Here is a 16,179-nt window from a genome sequence, read left to right on the forward strand (position 1 = left end):
CTCATCCCTTCTAACTCTAAAACTCTTCTATTTGCATCTTTCTAGCCTATGCAAAAAAATCATTAATGCTCATACGATAGGAAATTATCGACTGATTGGCGAATTACTTATTTAAGTGAAAGAGAAAGGAGAATACAGATGAAGACATTTTTTCAGTACAACTGGATTGTAAGAGAAGAATGGTACAAATGGTGTGAAGACGTACCTCAGGAGGAATTATTAAAAGGCCGGACAGGTGGAGTGGGGGGGATTTTGCACACATTATTCCATATTATCGATGTGGAGTGGAGCTGGATTCGTGTCTTGCAAGGTAAGCCTGATTTCCAGGAGAGTTTTGACGAGTATCAAAGTCTGGAGCGGGTGAAGGAATTGGATGCACTCTTTCAAAAAGACGTAAGAGAGTTTGTCCATGCATGGGATAACCATATGGAAATGAACGAATTACAAGAAACCAGACAGGATGGAAGCATCGAAATTCTCACATGGGGAGAAGTGATGCGTCACACCATTGCGCACGAAATCCACCATATAGGCCAGTTATCCGTTTGGTCTCGTGAGTTAGGGAAAAAACCGGTATCTGCAAATTTGATTAGAAAAGGACTCGCAACTTTAAAACCTTGAGTAGCTCATTTTACTCAGGGTTAGTTTCATGGAAGAGGAAATATTCACCTGTTCTTGGATTGAAAGTGTAGTATAAGATCTTTTCATCTTTAATAGCCGCGATAAAATAAAGTTCATTGTTGCCGTGTGTAGGAACTTTTTTTGTGTGTTTCCATCCAAAATCATCTGCATTGAATTCCTCATCATTGTCTTTGTTCGGAAGCTCTACTTTTTCTTTTTGTTCAATTAACAATTGAGCATCATGAAATGAATATTGAGGATGTATGATGAAGTAGTAAATCGGTAAACCAATCAATATCCCGTATAGAAATAAAAGTACCCGATTCTTGCGTTTTTGTTGAGTAGACTCTACCAGAAAAACGTGCAAAAAAAACGTTTGAAAAATGACCATGGTTAAAAGTGAAATGTGAATCATGTAGTCTTCCATATAAACATAATCCCTTGCCTCGAATGTATAATAAATTCCTTCAGAAATTGCTAGAAGAAATACACCGAGAGTCAGCTTTTCATTCTCAAACATCTGTTGCACCACCCTTATTAAAGTATATGGATAAATCATACAACAATGCAAAAAGTAAACATATACAAAATTGAGGTAATAACATGAAACCTTCCATACTAATCCGCCCATACAAACCGAGTGACTATCCATTCATCAAGCAATTGAACCAGCTAGAAGGATGGAATAATCTTGTAGAAAAAGAAGAAGACACAAAAAAAGCGTGGGATCATTCCAATATTGCATATGTTGCAACAATCAATGAAGTAATAGTTGCCTATGTGAGGGGAATGACCGATCAAGCAATCACCCTTTATATTTGTGAAATCCTCGTCAGTGAACAGGTACGAGGTCAGGGAGTTGGGCAACAGTTGCTCAAGTTTGTACATAACCAATACTCAACAACCAGAATGGAAATGTTGGCAAGCTCCACATCACATACTTATTATGAACAACATGGCTTCAGACCTTTTTATGGATTCCGTAAAACATTACCTGAATGGAATTAACTAACTACAAAGGATGTTTTAAAAGATGAGCAATATAGATAAACGAAATCGTCTGGATGAAGAGGTTTTTAGTTATCGAGTGAGTAAAAATAATTCGGTCTTTATTGACTTTAAGGGGAAAGAAATCAAAATTGTAAAAGGCAAGGAAGCAGAGAGGTTGATTTCAAAAATTCAAGCTGCTGAAACAGATAAAGAAATCCAATTGGCTCTTGCGAAGAATACAGGAAACTTTAAACATGGTAATGAAAAAAACAGTAAAAAGAAGGCATAGTTATCTAATTTTCAAGGTAACTATGCCAAGATGCATCACTTATTAATTTCACCAGTTGCCTGAATAAATGACTGATAGGTTACTGGACCAAAGTGGTTCGGATTTCCTTTAAAGAATTTTTCGAGCATGTATTGTTGTGCACAGATAACGGAGCATTGCTTCGCTTGGATAATTAAATTTAGATAAGCGATAAAATAGGCTATTGATAGATTCCCGCCATTGTTTACGACCAATTTAAACCCTCCATATTGTTAACAACATGAACTCTTCCCAAAGATATTTGTACTGCAAACACCCGTTTCAGGTAAATCCAGTTCCACACGTTTTGCTGCATCCTGATCACCTGTTAAGTGTGCAACAATGGAACGGACTTGTTCGTAGCCAGTGGCCATCAAAAATGTCGGCGCACGCCCGTAACTCTTCATGCCCACAAGATAAAAGTTCTTTTCTGGTTGCCGAAGTTCGGCTTCTCCGTGAGGACGAACGGTCCCGCAGCTGTGAATATTCGGGTCAATAAGTGGTGCCAAAGCAGATACACTCTCGATAGCAGAATCAATGTCGAGTCTAATTTCACGCAGGAAACTGAAATCAGGTCGAGAGCCAGTGTTTGCAATGATTTCATCGATATTATCAATTGAGTATCTCTCGTTTTTCATAGTGCCATGAATGGTTAACTTGCCATTCTCTTTAGAGATTTCGTTTACCAGGAAAGGGGTATGAACGCTAATTTTGCCGCTGTCCACCAGTTGATGAATACGTGAACCTAATTGACCTCTTGCTGGAAGTGCATCCCGGGATTCTCCACCATAAACTTCCTCGACACGATTCTTACGCAGAATCCATACGATTTCCGTTCCTTCCAATTCAGCTAATTCCAAGATTGTATTGATTGCAGAATGACCACTACCGACAACCGCAACACGTTTTTGTTCAAATTTAATACGTTCTGTTTCTTTTATATTTGGAATGCCGTATTTGATATGAGGTGAAAGCAATTCTTCCCCCTTTGTCCACACGTTATCTGCATTCACAGGATTTGGTTGTGCCCAAGTACCAGTGGCATCTATGACTGCTTTTGCTTCAATTCTTTCAGTTGTGCCTTCTTTTTCGATATACAGGATGAAAGACTGTCCGTCTCTTTTGGCATCTTTCATTTTGTCCATTCCCTGTTTACTGATTGCCACTACTTTTGCATTTAATTTGATGAATGGGTTAATTTGAGGCAGATTGGCTAAAGGGATTAAATAGTCTTCCACAAGATCTTTACCAAAAGGTAATCTCTTCATGACAGGTGCCTTCCAGTGGCTTTCTTCCAATAGCTTCAAAGCCACTTTGTCGATATTATATTGCCAAGGGGAAAATAATCGGACGTGACCCCATTTTAAAATATTATGTCCTACCGTGGATCCGGCTTCGATTATCAAAAACTGTTCGTTTTTAGCTGCCAGATGCGCAGCTGCAGCCAAACCGACCGGCCCTGCTCCGACGATTACCGTTGGCAAATTCGTTTCCTCAAGTATAGATTCAGGAGAACTACAGCAATTCGTCAAAATGCTAAAACTCATTTTTTCATTGTTCATCGTTAGTCTCTCTTTCATTTATTTGCAAAATGCAAGTATATAGTGAATAAATAAGCAAGATTTCTCTTGCTCATATAATAGGCGTACAGCACACACTTGATTTTGCCATAGCATTATTCAATAATTTAATAGATCTCAAGACTGTTTCTTGTTCAAATTCATTCATATGTGAAAAAATTTCATCTAAGTAATTATTCATGGAAGTTTCAATGGCAGTAGCCATGAATTTACCTTGAGTAGTTAAGGATAAAATATAATACCTTTTATCATCAAGGGAAGGGGATTTTGTGACCAGTCCCATTTTGATTAATGTTTGAATCTGTCTACTGAATGTCGTTACATCAATTGCCAAAAGCTCTGCAATTTGTTGCATGGTTGGTTCATGTTGTTTATCAATTTCGTATAGAATATGACTATGCACAGCTGAAATATCAATGCCACCAATGGTGCAACAATTTTTATTCAAAAGGCCGAAGCGGCGGGTCAATACTTGAAATAACTCACGTTTGTTTTCCATGATTCACCTCTTTAATATAGTTATATGTTAATTGTTTGCAAAATGCAACTAAAAACTAAGATAAAATTAAATTGATAAAGAAGGTATAAAAATGTCCGTAAAAATTCGTCCCATGCTGGCAACTGACTGGCAAGAAGTAAAAGAGATTTACGAAGAGGGCATCAAATCAAAAAATGCCACTTTTGAAACACAGGCACCCACGTATGAAAAATGGATGGAAACCTCTCATCCTGAGTGTCACATGGTTGCAGTAGAAAATAATCACGTGTTGGCTTGGGCGAAGGTGCTGTATACTTCGGCACGTCCTGTATATGCAGGGGTGGGTGAAGTTAGTATATACGTACATCCAGATGCGAAAGGTAGAGGTGTAGGCAAGCGTTTACTACAGGAACTAATCAAAACATCTGAACAAAAGGGTTTTTGGACATTAAAAGCAGTCATTTTCCCTGAAAATGTAGCGAGCCTCAAACTTCATTTGTCCTGCGGTTTTCGGGAAGTCGGATTTCATGAGCGAATGGGTAAGATGGACGGGGTCTGGCGTGATAATACGGTATTGGAAAGACGCAGCACACTTGTAGGTATTGACTAATACCTTTTTATTTAAAGGCTTTGTTAAACACTACTGTTGATTAGACACTCCGGCGGAATTACGTGCGGGCAAGACCTCGCAGCGAGGACAAAGGAACGAAAGCTAGAACGCCACCTCCCTGCTCCTGCGGTTACTCGTCGCAAAATGCAATTTTGTGGAAACGCCATCTTGAGCAACATCCTGTTGGCCCGAGGAGGCTTGCCTGTTCGTCCGCGGAAAGGGAGCAAATTCCCTAAATCAACATTAAAAGTTAACAGAGCCTATATAAAAAAATGATCGGACAAAAACGTGACGCCTGAACTTAGGTGTCACGTTTTCATTTTAAATCATGATTTCATTTTTCCAACCACTCCAAAAATTCTAAGCGGTTTCCGAAAGGGTCATTAACATAAAAGCGGTTGGCTCCTGGTAATCTATCATCCGTCAGTACCGATATGCCTTTACTACGAATATGATCAGCCAATGCTTCAAGTTCACTTACTTCGAAGGCAGGATGCGCTTTTTTTGCAGGAACAAAAGATTGTTCTACGCCTATATGAATATGAACACTCCCATTTGAAAACCAAACTCCGCCATTCTGTTTCAGGCTATCAGGCTTTTCAACTTCTTCTAAAGAAAGAACGTCCCGATAAAAAGAGCGTGCTGTCTCTTCACTTCCTATTGGAGCAGCCAATTGAATATGGTCGATTTGTTTAATTAATATCATTTTTAGTTTCCAACCTTTCATGCTTGATTAAAGGCAATAAGAAGAGTGCACCGACAAACACTACAGATGCTGCACAAGAAATTGCTAATGCATAACTTTCGGTCTCGGCAGTTAAAACTCCTGCTATAGAGGGACCGAACATTTGTCCTAGTGCATAAATAGTGGTCATGATTGCGATAACTCTAGCACTGCCATGGGGATTTTTGTTACGAGCAAATGCTGTGGCAAGAGTGGTAACCCCCATAAAAGTAGCTCCAAATAAAACAGCACTCACATAAAAGCTTGTAGAAGATTCAGACAGGGCTGGCAAAGCGATACCAATCGACTGGATAATCAATAAAATCATCAGTGACAACATGTAGCCAAATTTACTGCCAAAATAAGCCCATATAATACACGAAGGAATTGCAGCCAAACCGACTAAAACCCAGACACTCGTAGCGTTTCCACTGAAAGCGGGAGTCATTTCAGCGATGGCTACAATAAATGTGCCTGTCACGATATAACCTAATCCTTCCAACCCATACGCTACGAGTAACCATGGTAGCCATTTTGGTGTTTTGGATGGTGTTGAGATGTTCGCGGCTGAACTAATAGTCGGTTCAGCGTGGTCTTCTTTAACAGTTGAGAAGACTACGATACTTAATACTGCTGCCAAACACGCAAGTCCTATCCAGGCACCTTCGTACTGAAACTTGTTTATTAATAGTGGAACAAGCATGCCTGATACGAAAATTCCTAGACCAACTCCTCCATACATGACACCGACCAGACCGAGTTTACTTTGTTTGGCCAACTGATCCAATATCAAACTGGAAGCAAGGACGAAGACGAATGCACTTGTAATGCCGGACAGGAATCGCCAGACCATCCATGCGGTATGATTATATGTAAGTCCCATGACTAACGTTAATAAAATACTGATGACAATAGAGATACGCAAAAAAATGGCCCGGTTGCGCTTTAAAGGAACGACGCTTGCAATCACGGCACCTACCAAATAACCAGCATAATTACTTGATGCCAAATATCCGGCAAATCGGGTAGAGAAGCCACTTTCATGTTGCATAAAAGGTAGAATTGGCGTGTAGGCAAAGCGGCCGATACTCATGGCAATAAACAGAGCAAAAACGCCTCCGGTAACAAGTAAATAAGGATTTTTAGACAAGGCGAATTCCCCCTCCAGTTTTCTTCTATAATCATACGCCTTTCATTCAAAATTTCAAAAGAAGGTTTGATTTCCACAATAAAGGAAATAGATAGGGAAAGCGAAAAGAACTTGGAGGAACTATTTATGAATGATCAACAATTGAAACAACTAAAAGACCAACTTACTCAAGACCTGGAAGATGTGAAAAACCGTCTTCATGAAGACCATCATTTAGAAACAACGGAGTTATCCAATTATGATAATCATCCGGCTGATAACGCGACGGATTTAACTGATCAAAATACAGAAATGGCAATTGAACACCATAAAGAAGAGGAAGTCGAACAAATTGAATCAGCTTTGCAGGCTATCGAAAATGGAACATATGGTATTTGCACCGTATGTGGGGAAGATATTCCGTTTGAACGACTGGAAGCATTGCCGACTGCACGTACGTGCATTGAACACGCAAATCATGATTTTGGCACGGACGGTCGACCATCTGAAGAAGACATTCTTGGTTCTTCGACGGAACACCCAATAAAAGATACAGGTGGCGTCCGAGATTACGAAGATAGCTTTGATGATGTTAAGAATTTCGGTACTTCAGATTCACCGCAGGATGCAGTGAAAAGCGATCAAAAAAACTTTTACAAAAAATAAAATGCACGCGAGGATTCCTAGAGAATCCTCGTTTTTATTTTTTCAATCGCAAACAGATTGGACTCTATTCAAAAGTGGTGCTTTTCACATATAATGAGAGAAATGAGAATATTTAAATTATCCTGAAAAGTATCTGTAACTATTTTTTTGATTAAACGTTTAATTGATTTGGAGGAACATGAATGAGATTAGTCAAACCATCACTTGAGTGGAAACAACAACATGAAAATTTCATGGTGAAGTGGGGTTCCGATCGAATGGTTCCGAGTAGTATGGATTTATCGGGATTTGATACATATGAAGAGTTTTTATTCGCATTGGACTTACGTGCGAAGGGAGAACATCCATGGGTTCCAAGTTCCCATTATTTTTTAATAGATGGTAAAGATCAAATAATCGGCATGGTTGATATTCGGCATGAACTGAACGAATTTTTGCGGAACATCGGAGGACATATCGGATATGGTATTCTTCCAAGTGAACGCAAAAAAGGGTACGCAACCTACTTGTTAAAAGAAGTTTTAACAAAATGTAAAGAGCTACAGATTGATCAAGTTCTAATCACCTGTGATGAAGACAATATAGGTTCTGCTAAAGTGATTATGAATAACGGAGGAATAGAGGACGATTTATTCATCACGGAAGAAGGCGTGATGAAGAGAAGATTTTGGATTTCTATTAAGTAATAATAGAATTTTTTATGCTAGGTAAAAAGATAGAAAAAGCGAGAAGAAAATATAATTTTTTTTGCAATGAAGAACATAATACTAATTATTTTAGATAAAACTCTTAAAAATCATTGATATTTGCATTAAAAATGGTAAATATATGTTTTCATTCATGAAATTATCAGTTACAATATATATAATTAAGCGAAAATTCATATTAATTAGATATTTAATTTGAATAACTATCAATTTGTAACGGTTTTTTTAGATATCCTTCACATATTTGCCCAGTCCAATGTAGAATGGAGCGGAATCATGAATCAAGTGTTAGAGTCTATGGAATCGAAAGTAAATAGCGAAATAATGTACAGTCAGATAATTGAATACTCTGTAGAAACCATCATTATTCATGTTAATCAAGAAGTTCTTTATATTAACCAATCCGGCTCGAATTTTCTAAGAGGTACAAAAGAAGAGTTCATTGGCAAGGATTTCTTAAACATTTTTCAGCTCGACATGAAGGACATGATTCGGGAAAAAATTCAAAAAACCATGATTGGAAATGAACCGACTCGCATGATCGAACAAACCATTACGCGTTTTGATGGGACGCTGGTCGATGTCGAGCTATACTGTCATCCGGTACAATTCGGTGACAGAAGAGCCATTCAAACCGTATTGCGGGATATCACAGTTCGAAAAGAAACTGAAAAAATGTTAAATGACCGACAAAAATTGGCTTCAATTGGGCAAATTGCTGCTGGAATCGCACATGAAGTAAAAAATCCTCTTACATCAGTAAAAGGTTTCCTGCAATTATTGAAAGAACATAATTCACACCCTTATTTATTCACGATGGAAAGCGAACTAGAGAAGGCAATCGACACATTGCAAAATTTACTTCAAGTATCCAGGCCGAACCTTTACGAAGAACAGCTAGTCGAGATCGACGTATGTAAAGAGTTGAATTCAATCGTCTTCTTATTTCAAGACAAGCTATACAATATAGAACTTGAAATGGATATAAGGGATTGTAGGAAACATATTTATGGCAAGAAAAATCTATATTTGAAAGCGTTTTTTAATTTGATAAAAAATGCAATCGAATCGATGCCGTCAAAAGGAAAGCTCCGAATAGAGCATTACTTTCAAGATGACCTAGTCCATGTGAAAATCAGTGATAATGGAGTGGGCATTCCGAAAGATAAACTAAACTTGCTTGGAACTCCTTTCTATTCAAGTAAAAGTGATGGCACTGGCTTAGGGTTAACACAAGTATTTACCACAATTAATGATCACGGTGGACAAATGACTGTGAACAGTGTGATTGATCAAGGAACCACATTCCACCTGAAATTGCCTCAATATCCGGTTGGTATGTAAAGGAGAATATGATGAACAGATTTGGTATGTTTGGAGAAATCACGACCATTGAAGGTAAACGTGATGAATTGGTCGGTATATTGTTGGAAGCTGCAGAGGCGATGAACACACTGGAAGAATGTGAGCTTTATATCGTTAGTGTAAAAGAAGAAGTACCAGATGGGATTTGGGTTACTGAAGTTTGGCAAAACGCAGAAGCACATAAAGCTTCTCTATCACTTGATGCAGTAAAAATGTTGATACAAAAAGGCCGCCCTCTTATTAAGGGAATGAATACGATGAATACGTTTTCCCCACTAGGCGGAAAGGGTCTATCATAAAATTCTTGTCATCCTTCCGTTCTAATCAGAGAATGGATTTTTTTTATTAATTGAAAAAAGCACCAATCCATGAAAGACTGGTGCGAAAAGTTATAACGCTTTTAACATACCGCCGTCAATCACCAGAGATTGACCGGTCAAATATGTATTTAAGGGGGAAGCTAAGAATAATACGATTTTGGCAAATTCCTCTGGCTGTCCATAACGCCCCATAGGAATAAGACTCTCACTGTATTTGACAATGTCTTCTATAGAGACATTCTGGCGACTAGCTACCAGATGGTCAAGTTCTGCCACACGGTCAGTAGCGATGCGTCCAGGACCAATCGTATTCACTAAAATATTATATTTTGCATATTCACGGGCCAGACTTTTCGTCATTCCGACCATTCCGGAACGGAACGTATTGGAGAGAATCAATCCATCAATCACTTCTTTTGTTGAAGAAGAAGAAATATTGATGATGCGTCCAAAATCGTTTGATTGCATGTGAGGCAAAACAGCACGAGTCGTACGGATATAACTCAGTAAGTTTTTCTCAAATGCCGCCATCCAATCCGAGTCTGTTACATCTTTGAATCCTCCAGCTGTTGGTCCACCTGTATTGTTAACTAAAATATCCACACCATTGAATTCTTTTGATACCCATGAGAAAAGAGCATGTAGGTCTTCTACAGAAGACATGTCACATTTCTTGTAATAGACTTTCGGATTATTTGTCAGCTGCTGGATTTCTTTAACAGTGCTATCCAACGTCTCTACATTACGGCTCGATAATAGGACGGTTGCGCCTTCTTTTGCAAATTCCAAAGCCGTTGCTTTTCCCAAACCTTTACTCGATGCGGTCACGAGAACAATTTTATCTTGTAACTGTAAATCCATCTGATCCCTCTTCTCTAATAGAGTTTAATTAACTTCCAGGATTACTTCTAATTCGATTTCCACATTTCCTTTTAATGCTCGACTGATCATACATGAGCTTTCGGCTTTCTGTGACAGTTTCCGAGCTAAATCCAAATCCTTTTCGGAACATAAAATAAGATGGGGACGATGAATGATTTTTTTATATGTGATGATTCCATTGGTAATATAAACGATGCCTTCAGACGTCATCGTCAAACTTTCTTTTTCAATATTGCTTCGTTCGAGCATAGCTGCGAGTGTAATAATGTAACAGGTAGCGGCTGCACCCAATAACATTTCATCGGGATTTGTTCCAATACCTGGTCCATCCATTTCTGGTGGAATCGAAACTTCGGTATGTAAGTTTGCGGTATGAATGGTGCCTACGTCATTACGGAGACCGGGCCAATTTGCGGTTAAATGAAATGAATGAAGTGCCATGATGAACTTCCTCCTTGATGTTGTTTTTTTCAGTGTAAAGGAATTTAACGGAAATAGCAGGAAACGAATAGTGCAAATGTAAGTTTTCGTTTGCGACGAAGCTAGCGAAGCGATGCAACGCACTTTCGTGTTTCGAAGCTAGCGAAGCGATGTAGAAACAGAAACAGGAGCAATGTATACTGCGTCGAGTAACCGCAGGCGCACCGGTTTTTCTATTGTCGAGGAGACTGAAGCCGTGCCCGAAAAGCGCGTCCGCCGCAATGGAAATCAACATTTTCTTGCATCCGATCTTTTTCAATAGTATACAGGTATATTAACTCATATTATTGTTTGGCTACAGTCTGAACATCTTTCCACATGGAAAGATGTTTTTCTTTATATAGAAGGAAATCGCAATTTTTACAGAGTCTTTATGTGAAAACGTATTTTTAATAAAAAATAGATGATGTTGGATGTTATCCATAAAATATGGACATAAATGTATATATTACAAATATAACAAGGTGTCGAATCCTGTCACGCAATTGAAAACTTCTACACACGGCTTTGCAATTGATCTGCAATGCGGGGGTGGTATGCTTGTTTTCGTTAGTGAAAAGGAGGAAATTCATTTATGAAAAAGCAAATCGTTGCACTAACTGCAATTGCAGCACTATCAGTAGGGGCGGCAGGGCAAGCATCTGCATCTAGCGTCCATACGGTACAATCAGGAGATACATTGTGGTCTATTTCCCAGGACAACAATGTTAGCGTACAAGATTTACAAGATTGGAACGACTTAGAGTCTACTCTTATATATCCATCAGAAGAACTTATAGTAGCAGACAAAGTAAACAAACATGTTGTTGTAAAAGGTGATTCACTTTTCAAAATCGCTAAAAAGCACAACTTAACAGTTAAGGAATTAAAAACTTGGAATAATATTTCTGGTGATTTAATCTTCCCAGGTGACCAGTTAGTATTGGAAGGAACAAAAGTTGCTTCTGCGCATACAACGGCTAAACCTGCTTCTAATAAAGCAAAAGCTCCAGCTCAATCTCAATCAACTGCTAAAGCATCTGCTCCGGCACCAGCTGCCGTACAAACTTCAGCTTCAGTTAAAGAGATGACAGTAACAGCAACAGCATACACCGCTTATTGCTCGGGATGTTCTGGTACTACAGCAACGGGTATTGACTTGCGTGCAAATCCGAACCAAAAAGTTATCGCGGTAGATCCATCTGTCATTCCGTTGGGATCACGTGTATGGGTTGAAGGTTATGGTGAAGCAATCGCCGGCGATACTGGTGGTGCAATTAAAGGTCAAACTATTGATTTGTTCATGGCTAAAGAGCAAGATGCAGTAAATTGGGGTCGTAAAACAGTCAAAATTAAAATCTTAGATTAATAGTGTTAGAAAAGATGAGTCTTGTACTCATCTTTTTTTATGCAATGACATGGGACGATAGGATATCGGACATTTCTTCTGAAAACACAACATTGACGTATGAAAAGTAACTTAGAACGAAAAAGCCTGGACAGAAAAATGCCCAAGCTTTTTTGGTATTTACAGTGGACAGCTTTTACACGGTTTGCTGGCAATTTCCGTTTGGTAATACAGACAACATGTTTTGCGTGTTGTCCCTTGATGACATGCGTAAAAAGAGATGGGATGTTGTTTGACAATCCCGTATTCCTCGGCTGGCAAATCGATTAACCGCTGAAAGGTATCGTGATCTTTGAGTACGGTTTCCAAAATCCATTTTACATAGGTAAAGATATTTTCGAACAATACGACACGGGAAATGCCTTTTTCTTTTGCAAGCATTTCAACCATCGGAACTAATAAAGAAGCATATAGATTTTTTGAAATCCACTGAACGGTTGTATGAAGTGGTTCAGTAGTATTGATTGGAAACGAATAAACTGGCAGCCAACTAGAATTTTTGGAATTATCCTCGATGGTAATAAATCGGCATTCGTTTGCCTTAACAACAACCCCATATTTAATTCGGGCATAAATCATGAGAGCTGCCATATAACCGATTCGTTTTGCTGTCATCGAAGCGGCATGCCCTCTTGAAGGACTTCCATACTCACTCATTAAACGTGAAAAAAGGTGCTCACGGACTTGTGGATCAAATAATTGATCAAAGGTCAGTGTGTACAATGCGTCTTCGTCCATATGCCATCGGAAACTGGATGCCAGGTCTTTCGTTATGAGGCTCTTCATTATGAGCTACCTTTTTTCCGTTGGGTCATTAATAAGAAAATGAAATACGGTGCACCTACAGCTGCAGTCCAAACACCTGCGGGCACTTCAATTGGGGCAAATGCAACACGTGCAATCCAGTCTGCAATGAGGACAAGCAATGCGCCAACACCTGCTGAAAATAACACCATCGATTGAAATTTAGGTCCCACGATTCTTCTGGCAATATGGGGAGCAAGCAATCCAACAAATCCGATTCCTCCAGCAAACGCAACTGCCACACCGGTCAATCCGGTACTTATCAGTAACAAAACAACTCGATTTCGTTGAACCTTCGAACCTACCCCCGTTGCAATATCATCGCCAAGTTCCAAAATATTCATTTGTCGACGAAGCAAAAGAGAAATAATAATCAACAATAGAGCCCAGGGCATTATTACTGAAACTTGAGACCAGTTGGCTCCATAAATACTACCTGTCGTCCAGATTGTCGCCTGGTTTGCTCGATAAATAGGACCCATCAAAATCCAGATGGTTGTCCCAGCTTGCATAAAAGCAGCAACTGCAATCCCGATCAAAAGAAGTCGGAACGGCGCGATGCCGTTTTTCCATGATAGTGCAAAGACAATCAGTGCGGTCAGCGTAGCACCTAAAAAGGCGAATAAGGGTAACCACTGAATACTGACGGTGAGGGCATTATTTTCATCTGAAAATAGAGATAGAAATAAAACTACAGCGAATGAAGCTCCGGCTGTTACTCCTATTAAATCAGGAGATGCCAGTGGGTTTTTCGTGATGCCCTGCAGGATTGCGCCAGATACTGCCAGTGCCATACCTACAAAAAGGGCCATCATAATACGAGGTAATCTAAAATCTATCAATATGATGCGGTCGAACTCTTCTCCATAACCAAATAAAGCAGCAAGTACTTTGCTCGGAGATAGTGGGAATTCCCCAGACCCCGCAGAAAGCAGCATTACCGTAATAACTGCAGCAAACACAAGGATAGTGGCGATCACAGGATGGCGTGTAAAATCTATTCGTTTGAAAATTTTCATTTGTTAAATCCCCAGCTTTCTGCGAGCCACAAAAATAAAGAACGGCACACCAATTAGAGCCGTCATGACACCAACTGGTAGTTCCTGAGGCATGAGTACATAGCGACTTCCTATATCCGCCAACAATAGAAGGATGGCTCCCCCTATGGCTGAATAAGGAAGAATCCAGCGATGGTCAAGTCCGACTAGAGAGCGGATTAAATGGGGAATAATAATGCCGACAAAGCCAATAGGGCCAGCGACAGCAACGGAGCACCCTGCTAAAACCACAGCACAAGCACCAAAGAAAAATTTAATCCAAATTGTCCGTTGACCAAGCCCGACTGCCACATCGTCTCCAATACTCAACACATTAAGTTCTTTAGCACGCAAGAAAGTTGCTGCCAAAGCGATAGCCATATAGGGCAATGCAGTGATTAGTAATTCGATTGGTCGATTTGCCACCGAACCGGCAAGCCAAAATAATACTTGATCAAGTGCAGTCTCATTTAATACCAATAGTCCTTGTGTAAAGGAAGCAAATAAAGCGGTAATGGCGGAGCCCGCTAATGTCAATTTAAGCGGTGTCAGTCCCTCACGACCTGCGCTACTCAAAACGAACACGAGAATAAAAGCAAAACTTGCTCCGGCAAAACTTAGCCACATATAGGACTGCAGACTTTGCACGGAGAAAAACACAACGCCCACAACTACAAAGAAACTTGCACCTGCATTCACACCAAGAATACTCGGTGAGGATAGTGGGTTTCGTGTGATTGATTGCATGATGGCACCAGAAACACCAAGACATGCACCGACGAATGCGGCGATTAAAGAACGGGGAAATCGTACATCTTTGATAATAAGATGTTCATTTGAACCATTTGGATTGAAAAAAGAAAGGTATGCATCCCGCCAGGTCGTATCGGTGTAGCCGTAAACCAGACTGGCGCTCATGAGAAAAAGAATGGCAAACACGCCAATTGCAATTCCCCATCCGCGTTTACTATTTGTATGTATCATAAAAGACCCCTGAAATTTTTATTTAAAACACTGGTTGACAAATAAAATCGTAGCATATAAAGTACTAGTTGTAAATGATTTTCATTCTCAATTGAATGATAAAAGGAGAAAGAAACATGAAAAAATTAGGTCTTTTATTAATGGCTTTCATGCTAGTCACTTTAGCTGCATGTGGCAAAACAGATGAAAAAACACCAACTAGTGGTGAAGACAAAGATAAAGTAAAAGAAGAAAGCTACACTGTGACTCATGCAATGGGTGAAACAACAATTAAAGGCGAACCGAAACGTATTGTTGTTTTAACTAACGAAGGTGTGGAAGCTTTACTTGCAATGGGTGTCACACCTGTAGGAGCTGTCGAAGCGTACACTGGAGATACTTGGTATGAACACACAGCTGAACAATTAAAAGACACGAAGCCAGTAGGTAAAGAGTCTGAACCTTCTCTTGAAGCGATTGCAGCACTTAAACCGGATTTGATTATCGGTAATAAAATGCGCCATGAAAAAGTATACGAGCAGTTAAGCAAAATTGCGCCAACTGTTTATTCGGAAACGTTGCGTGGCGACTGGCAGGAAAATTTCGAACTGTACTCAAAAGCAATCAATAAAGAAGAAGTAGGCCAAGAAAAATTGGACGCTTATAATAACCGGATTGAAGACATGAAAGCGTCTTTAGGCGATAAAACACAACAAGAAGTATCAATGGTTCGTTTTATGGCTGGCGATGTGCGTATTTACCATAAAGATACTTTCTCGGGTGTCATTTTGGAACAGCTTGGATTTGCACGTCCTGCTGAGCAAGATGTTGCTGATTTCGCTGAAAAGGGCGTAACAAAAGAGCGAATCCCTGCAATGGATGGAGATATCTTGTTCTATTTTACGTATGAAACTGGTGACAAAGAAGCAACAAAATTAGAAGAAGAATGGATTAATGATCCATTGTTCCAAAACCTTGAAGTTGCGAAAGCAAATAAAGTATTCAAAGTGGACGATACAATTTGGAATACAGCTGGTGGTTACATAGCTGCCCAGTTGATGTTGGATGATTTGGAGAAACATTTCGAATAAGAAGGATAACACTGCCCTATGAACAAGATCGAATTGTT

21 protein-coding genes are annotated in these 16,179 nt (G+C 39.5%); 10 read left to right on the forward strand and 11 right to left on the reverse strand.

Annotated elements, in window-relative coordinates:
• The first annotated feature begins 138 nt into the window (after positions 1 to 138).
• Positions 139 to 621: a DinB family protein gene (locus MHH33_RS02025; RefSeq protein ID WP_342542795.1), complete on the forward strand. Its 483-nt coding sequence runs from the start codon at positions 139 to 141 to the stop codon at positions 619 to 621.
• Positions 622 to 631: 10 nt separating this feature from the next.
• Here the strand turns inward: MHH33_RS02025 and MHH33_RS02030 are convergent, their stop codons facing one another.
• Positions 632 to 1,141 carry a hypothetical protein gene (locus MHH33_RS02030; RefSeq protein ID WP_342542796.1) on the reverse strand — a complete coding sequence of 170 codons (510 nt, stop codon included), beginning with the start codon at positions 1,139 to 1,141 and terminating at the stop codon, positions 632 to 634.
• An 83-nt stretch (positions 1,142 to 1,224) separates the two neighbouring features.
• Here MHH33_RS02030 and MHH33_RS02035 point away from each other — a divergent pair, with 83 nt between their 5' ends.
• Both MHH33_RS02035 and MHH33_RS02040 read left to right on the forward strand, forming a co-directional pair.
• Positions 1,225 to 1,629 carry a GNAT family N-acetyltransferase gene (locus tag MHH33_RS02035; protein ID WP_342542797.1) on the forward strand — a complete coding sequence of 135 codons (405 nt, stop codon included), beginning with the start codon at positions 1,225 to 1,227 and terminating at the stop codon, positions 1,627 to 1,629.
• 25 nt (positions 1,630 to 1,654) lie between these two features.
• Positions 1,655 to 1,900 carry a hypothetical protein gene (locus MHH33_RS02040; protein ID WP_342542798.1) on the forward strand — a complete coding sequence of 82 codons (246 nt, stop codon included), beginning with the start codon at positions 1,655 to 1,657 and terminating at the stop codon, positions 1,898 to 1,900.
• A gap of 35 nt (positions 1,901 to 1,935) precedes the next feature.
• On the opposite strand, the gene MHH33_RS02045 is transcribed toward MHH33_RS02040, so the two are convergent.
• The 3 genes from MHH33_RS02045 to MHH33_RS02055 all read right to left on the reverse strand — a co-directional run bounded on the left by MHH33_RS02045 (position 1,936) and on the right by MHH33_RS02055 (position 3,997).
• Complete coding sequence (locus MHH33_RS02045; protein ID WP_342542799.1) at positions 1,936 to 2,133, reverse strand: hypothetical protein; 198 nt, start codon at positions 2,131 to 2,133, stop codon at positions 1,936 to 1,938.
• Positions 2,134 to 2,151: 18 nt separating this feature from the next.
• Positions 2,152 to 3,480 carry an NAD(P)-binding domain-containing protein gene (locus tag MHH33_RS02050; RefSeq protein WP_342542800.1) on the reverse strand — a complete coding sequence of 443 codons (1,329 nt, stop codon included), beginning with the start codon at positions 3,478 to 3,480 and terminating at the stop codon, positions 2,152 to 2,154.
• A gap of 70 nt (positions 3,481 to 3,550) precedes the next feature.
• A complete protein-coding gene (locus MHH33_RS02055; protein ID WP_342542801.1) occupies positions 3,551 to 3,997 on the reverse strand; it encodes a MarR family winged helix-turn-helix transcriptional regulator in 447 nt (148 codons plus the stop codon).
• 91 nt (positions 3,998 to 4,088) lie between these two features.
• Here MHH33_RS02055 and MHH33_RS02060 point away from each other — a divergent pair, with 91 nt between their 5' ends.
• On the forward strand, positions 4,089 to 4,586 hold the full coding sequence (locus tag MHH33_RS02060; RefSeq protein ID WP_016429598.1) for a GNAT family N-acetyltransferase: 498 nt from the start codon (positions 4,089 to 4,091) through the stop codon (positions 4,584 to 4,586).
• 334 nt (positions 4,587 to 4,920) lie between these two features.
• Here MHH33_RS02060 and MHH33_RS02065 read toward each other — a convergent pair whose 3' ends face one another.
• Together MHH33_RS02065 and MHH33_RS02070 are read right to left on the reverse strand one after the other, a co-directional pair.
• Entirely contained in the window at positions 4,921 to 5,292 is a 372-nt protein-coding gene (locus MHH33_RS02065) for a VOC family protein (protein WP_342543716.1), read from the reverse strand.
• Entirely contained in the window at positions 5,279 to 6,460 is a 1,182-nt protein-coding gene (locus MHH33_RS02070) for a YbfB/YjiJ family MFS transporter (RefSeq protein ID WP_342542802.1), read from the reverse strand. Before MHH33_RS02070 ends, MHH33_RS02065 begins: the two co-directional genes overlap by 14 nt.
• 126 nt (positions 6,461 to 6,586) lie before the next feature.
• On the opposite strand from MHH33_RS02070, the gene MHH33_RS02075 reads away from it, so the two are divergent.
• From MHH33_RS02075 to MHH33_RS02090, 4 genes are all read left to right on the forward strand, one after another.
• Positions 6,587 to 7,105 (forward strand): TraR/DksA C4-type zinc finger protein, encoded by a 519-nt coding sequence (locus MHH33_RS02075; RefSeq protein ID WP_342542803.1) that lies wholly within the window; start codon positions 6,587 to 6,589, stop codon positions 7,103 to 7,105.
• A 182-nt stretch (positions 7,106 to 7,287) separates the two neighbouring features.
• Positions 7,288 to 7,791, forward strand: a complete 504-nt coding sequence (locus MHH33_RS02080) for a GNAT family N-acetyltransferase (RefSeq protein WP_342542804.1) — start codon at positions 7,288 to 7,290, stop codon at positions 7,789 to 7,791.
• A 216-nt stretch (positions 7,792 to 8,007) separates the two neighbouring features.
• A complete protein-coding gene (locus tag MHH33_RS02085) occupies positions 8,008 to 9,156 on the forward strand; it encodes an ATP-binding protein (protein WP_342542805.1) in 1,149 nt (382 codons plus the stop codon).
• Between the two features lie 8 nt (positions 9,157 to 9,164).
• Entirely contained in the window at positions 9,165 to 9,476 is a 312-nt protein-coding gene (locus MHH33_RS02090) for an antibiotic biosynthesis monooxygenase (protein ID WP_342542806.1), read from the forward strand.
• 90 nt (positions 9,477 to 9,566) lie between these two features.
• Here MHH33_RS02090 and MHH33_RS02095 read toward each other — a convergent pair whose 3' ends face one another.
• Positions 9,567 to 10,358 carry an SDR family oxidoreductase gene (locus tag MHH33_RS02095; RefSeq protein WP_342542807.1) on the reverse strand — a complete coding sequence of 264 codons (792 nt, stop codon included), beginning with the start codon at positions 10,356 to 10,358 and terminating at the stop codon, positions 9,567 to 9,569.
• Positions 10,359 to 10,382: 24 nt separating this feature from the next.
• Positions 10,383 to 10,820, reverse strand: a complete 438-nt coding sequence (locus tag MHH33_RS02100) for an OsmC family protein (RefSeq protein WP_342542808.1) — start codon at positions 10,818 to 10,820, stop codon at positions 10,383 to 10,385.
• Positions 10,821 to 11,433: 613 nt separating this feature from the next.
• Between MHH33_RS02100 and MHH33_RS02105 the strand changes: the two genes are divergently transcribed.
• A complete protein-coding gene (locus MHH33_RS02105) occupies positions 11,434 to 12,207 on the forward strand; it encodes a 3D domain-containing protein (protein ID WP_016429608.1) in 774 nt (257 codons plus the stop codon).
• A 159-nt stretch (positions 12,208 to 12,366) separates the two neighbouring features.
• Here the strand turns inward: MHH33_RS02105 and MHH33_RS02110 are convergent, their stop codons facing one another.
• Genes MHH33_RS02110 through MHH33_RS02120 form a run of 3 tightly spaced genes read right to left on the reverse strand, consistent with a single transcriptional unit; the run spans position 12,367 to position 15,071 of the window.
• Positions 12,367 to 13,032: a (2Fe-2S)-binding protein gene (locus tag MHH33_RS02110; RefSeq protein WP_016429609.1), complete on the reverse strand. Its 666-nt coding sequence runs from the start codon at positions 13,030 to 13,032 to the stop codon at positions 12,367 to 12,369.
• Positions 13,032 to 14,069: an iron ABC transporter permease gene (locus tag MHH33_RS02115; RefSeq protein ID WP_342542809.1), complete on the reverse strand. Its 1,038-nt coding sequence runs from the start codon at positions 14,067 to 14,069 to the stop codon at positions 13,032 to 13,034. The genes MHH33_RS02110 and MHH33_RS02115 overlap by 1 nt, the downstream gene beginning before the upstream one ends.
• A 3-nt stretch (positions 14,070 to 14,072) precedes the next feature.
• Positions 14,073 to 15,071 (reverse strand): iron ABC transporter permease, encoded by a 999-nt coding sequence (locus MHH33_RS02120; protein WP_016429611.1) that lies wholly within the window; start codon positions 15,069 to 15,071, stop codon positions 14,073 to 14,075.
• Positions 15,072 to 15,187: 116 nt separating this feature from the next.
• On the opposite strand from MHH33_RS02120, the gene MHH33_RS02125 reads away from it, so the two are divergent.
• Positions 15,188 to 16,141, forward strand: a complete 954-nt coding sequence (locus tag MHH33_RS02125; RefSeq protein WP_016429612.1) for an iron-siderophore ABC transporter substrate-binding protein — start codon at positions 15,188 to 15,190, stop codon at positions 16,139 to 16,141.
• The last annotated feature ends 38 nt before the right edge of the window (positions 16,142 to 16,179 follow it).

Origin of the sequence: Paenisporosarcina sp. FSL H8-0542 (genome assembly GCF_038632915.1) — a bacterium.
Classification (GTDB): Bacteria; Bacillota; Bacilli; order Bacillales_A; family Planococcaceae; genus Paenisporosarcina.

Coding starts and splice junctions, on each gene's coding strand:
- MHH33_RS02065 (WP_342543716.1), bottom strand. CDS start 5,292: ATGATATTAATTAAACAAATCGACCATATTCAATTGGCTGCTCCAATA.
- MHH33_RS02075 (WP_342542803.1), top strand. CDS start 6,587: ATGAATGATCAACAATTGAAACAACTAAAAGACCAACTTACTCAAGAC.
- MHH33_RS02060 (WP_016429598.1), top strand. CDS start 4,089: ATGTCCGTAAAAATTCGTCCCATGCTGGCAACTGACTGGCAAGAAGTA.
- MHH33_RS02050 (WP_342542800.1), bottom strand. CDS start 3,480: ATGAACAATGAAAAAATGAGTTTTAGCATTTTGACGAATTGCTGTAGT.
- MHH33_RS02125 (WP_016429612.1), top strand. CDS start 15,188: ATGAAAAAATTAGGTCTTTTATTAATGGCTTTCATGCTAGTCACTTTA.
- MHH33_RS02030 (WP_342542796.1), bottom strand. CDS start 1,141: ATGTTTGAGAATGAAAAGCTGACTCTCGGTGTATTTCTTCTAGCAATT.
- MHH33_RS02080 (WP_342542804.1), top strand. CDS start 7,288: ATGAGATTAGTCAAACCATCACTTGAGTGGAAACAACAACATGAAAAT.
- MHH33_RS02040 (WP_342542798.1), top strand. CDS start 1,655: ATGAGCAATATAGATAAACGAAATCGTCTGGATGAAGAGGTTTTTAGT.
- MHH33_RS02025 (WP_342542795.1), top strand. CDS start 139: ATGAAGACATTTTTTCAGTACAACTGGATTGTAAGAGAAGAATGGTAC.
- MHH33_RS02105 (WP_016429608.1), top strand. CDS start 11,434: ATGAAAAAGCAAATCGTTGCACTAACTGCAATTGCAGCACTATCAGTA.
- MHH33_RS02100 (WP_342542808.1), bottom strand. CDS start 10,820: ATGGCACTTCATTCATTTCATTTAACCGCAAATTGGCCCGGTCTCCGT.
- MHH33_RS02095 (WP_342542807.1), bottom strand. CDS start 10,358: ATGGATTTACAGTTACAAGATAAAATTGTTCTCGTGACCGCATCGAGT.
- MHH33_RS02120 (WP_016429611.1), bottom strand. CDS start 15,071: ATGATACATACAAATAGTAAACGCGGATGGGGAATTGCAATTGGCGTG.
- MHH33_RS02090 (WP_342542806.1), top strand. CDS start 9,165: ATGATGAACAGATTTGGTATGTTTGGAGAAATCACGACCATTGAAGGT.
- MHH33_RS02055 (WP_342542801.1), bottom strand. CDS start 3,997: ATGGAAAACAAACGTGAGTTATTTCAAGTATTGACCCGCCGCTTCGGC.
- MHH33_RS02110 (WP_016429609.1), bottom strand. CDS start 13,032: ATGAAGAGCCTCATAACGAAAGACCTGGCATCCAGTTTCCGATGGCAT.
- MHH33_RS02035 (WP_342542797.1), top strand. CDS start 1,225: ATGAAACCTTCCATACTAATCCGCCCATACAAACCGAGTGACTATCCA.
- MHH33_RS02115 (WP_342542809.1), bottom strand. CDS start 14,069: ATGAAAATTTTCAAACGAATAGATTTTACACGCCATCCTGTGATCGCC.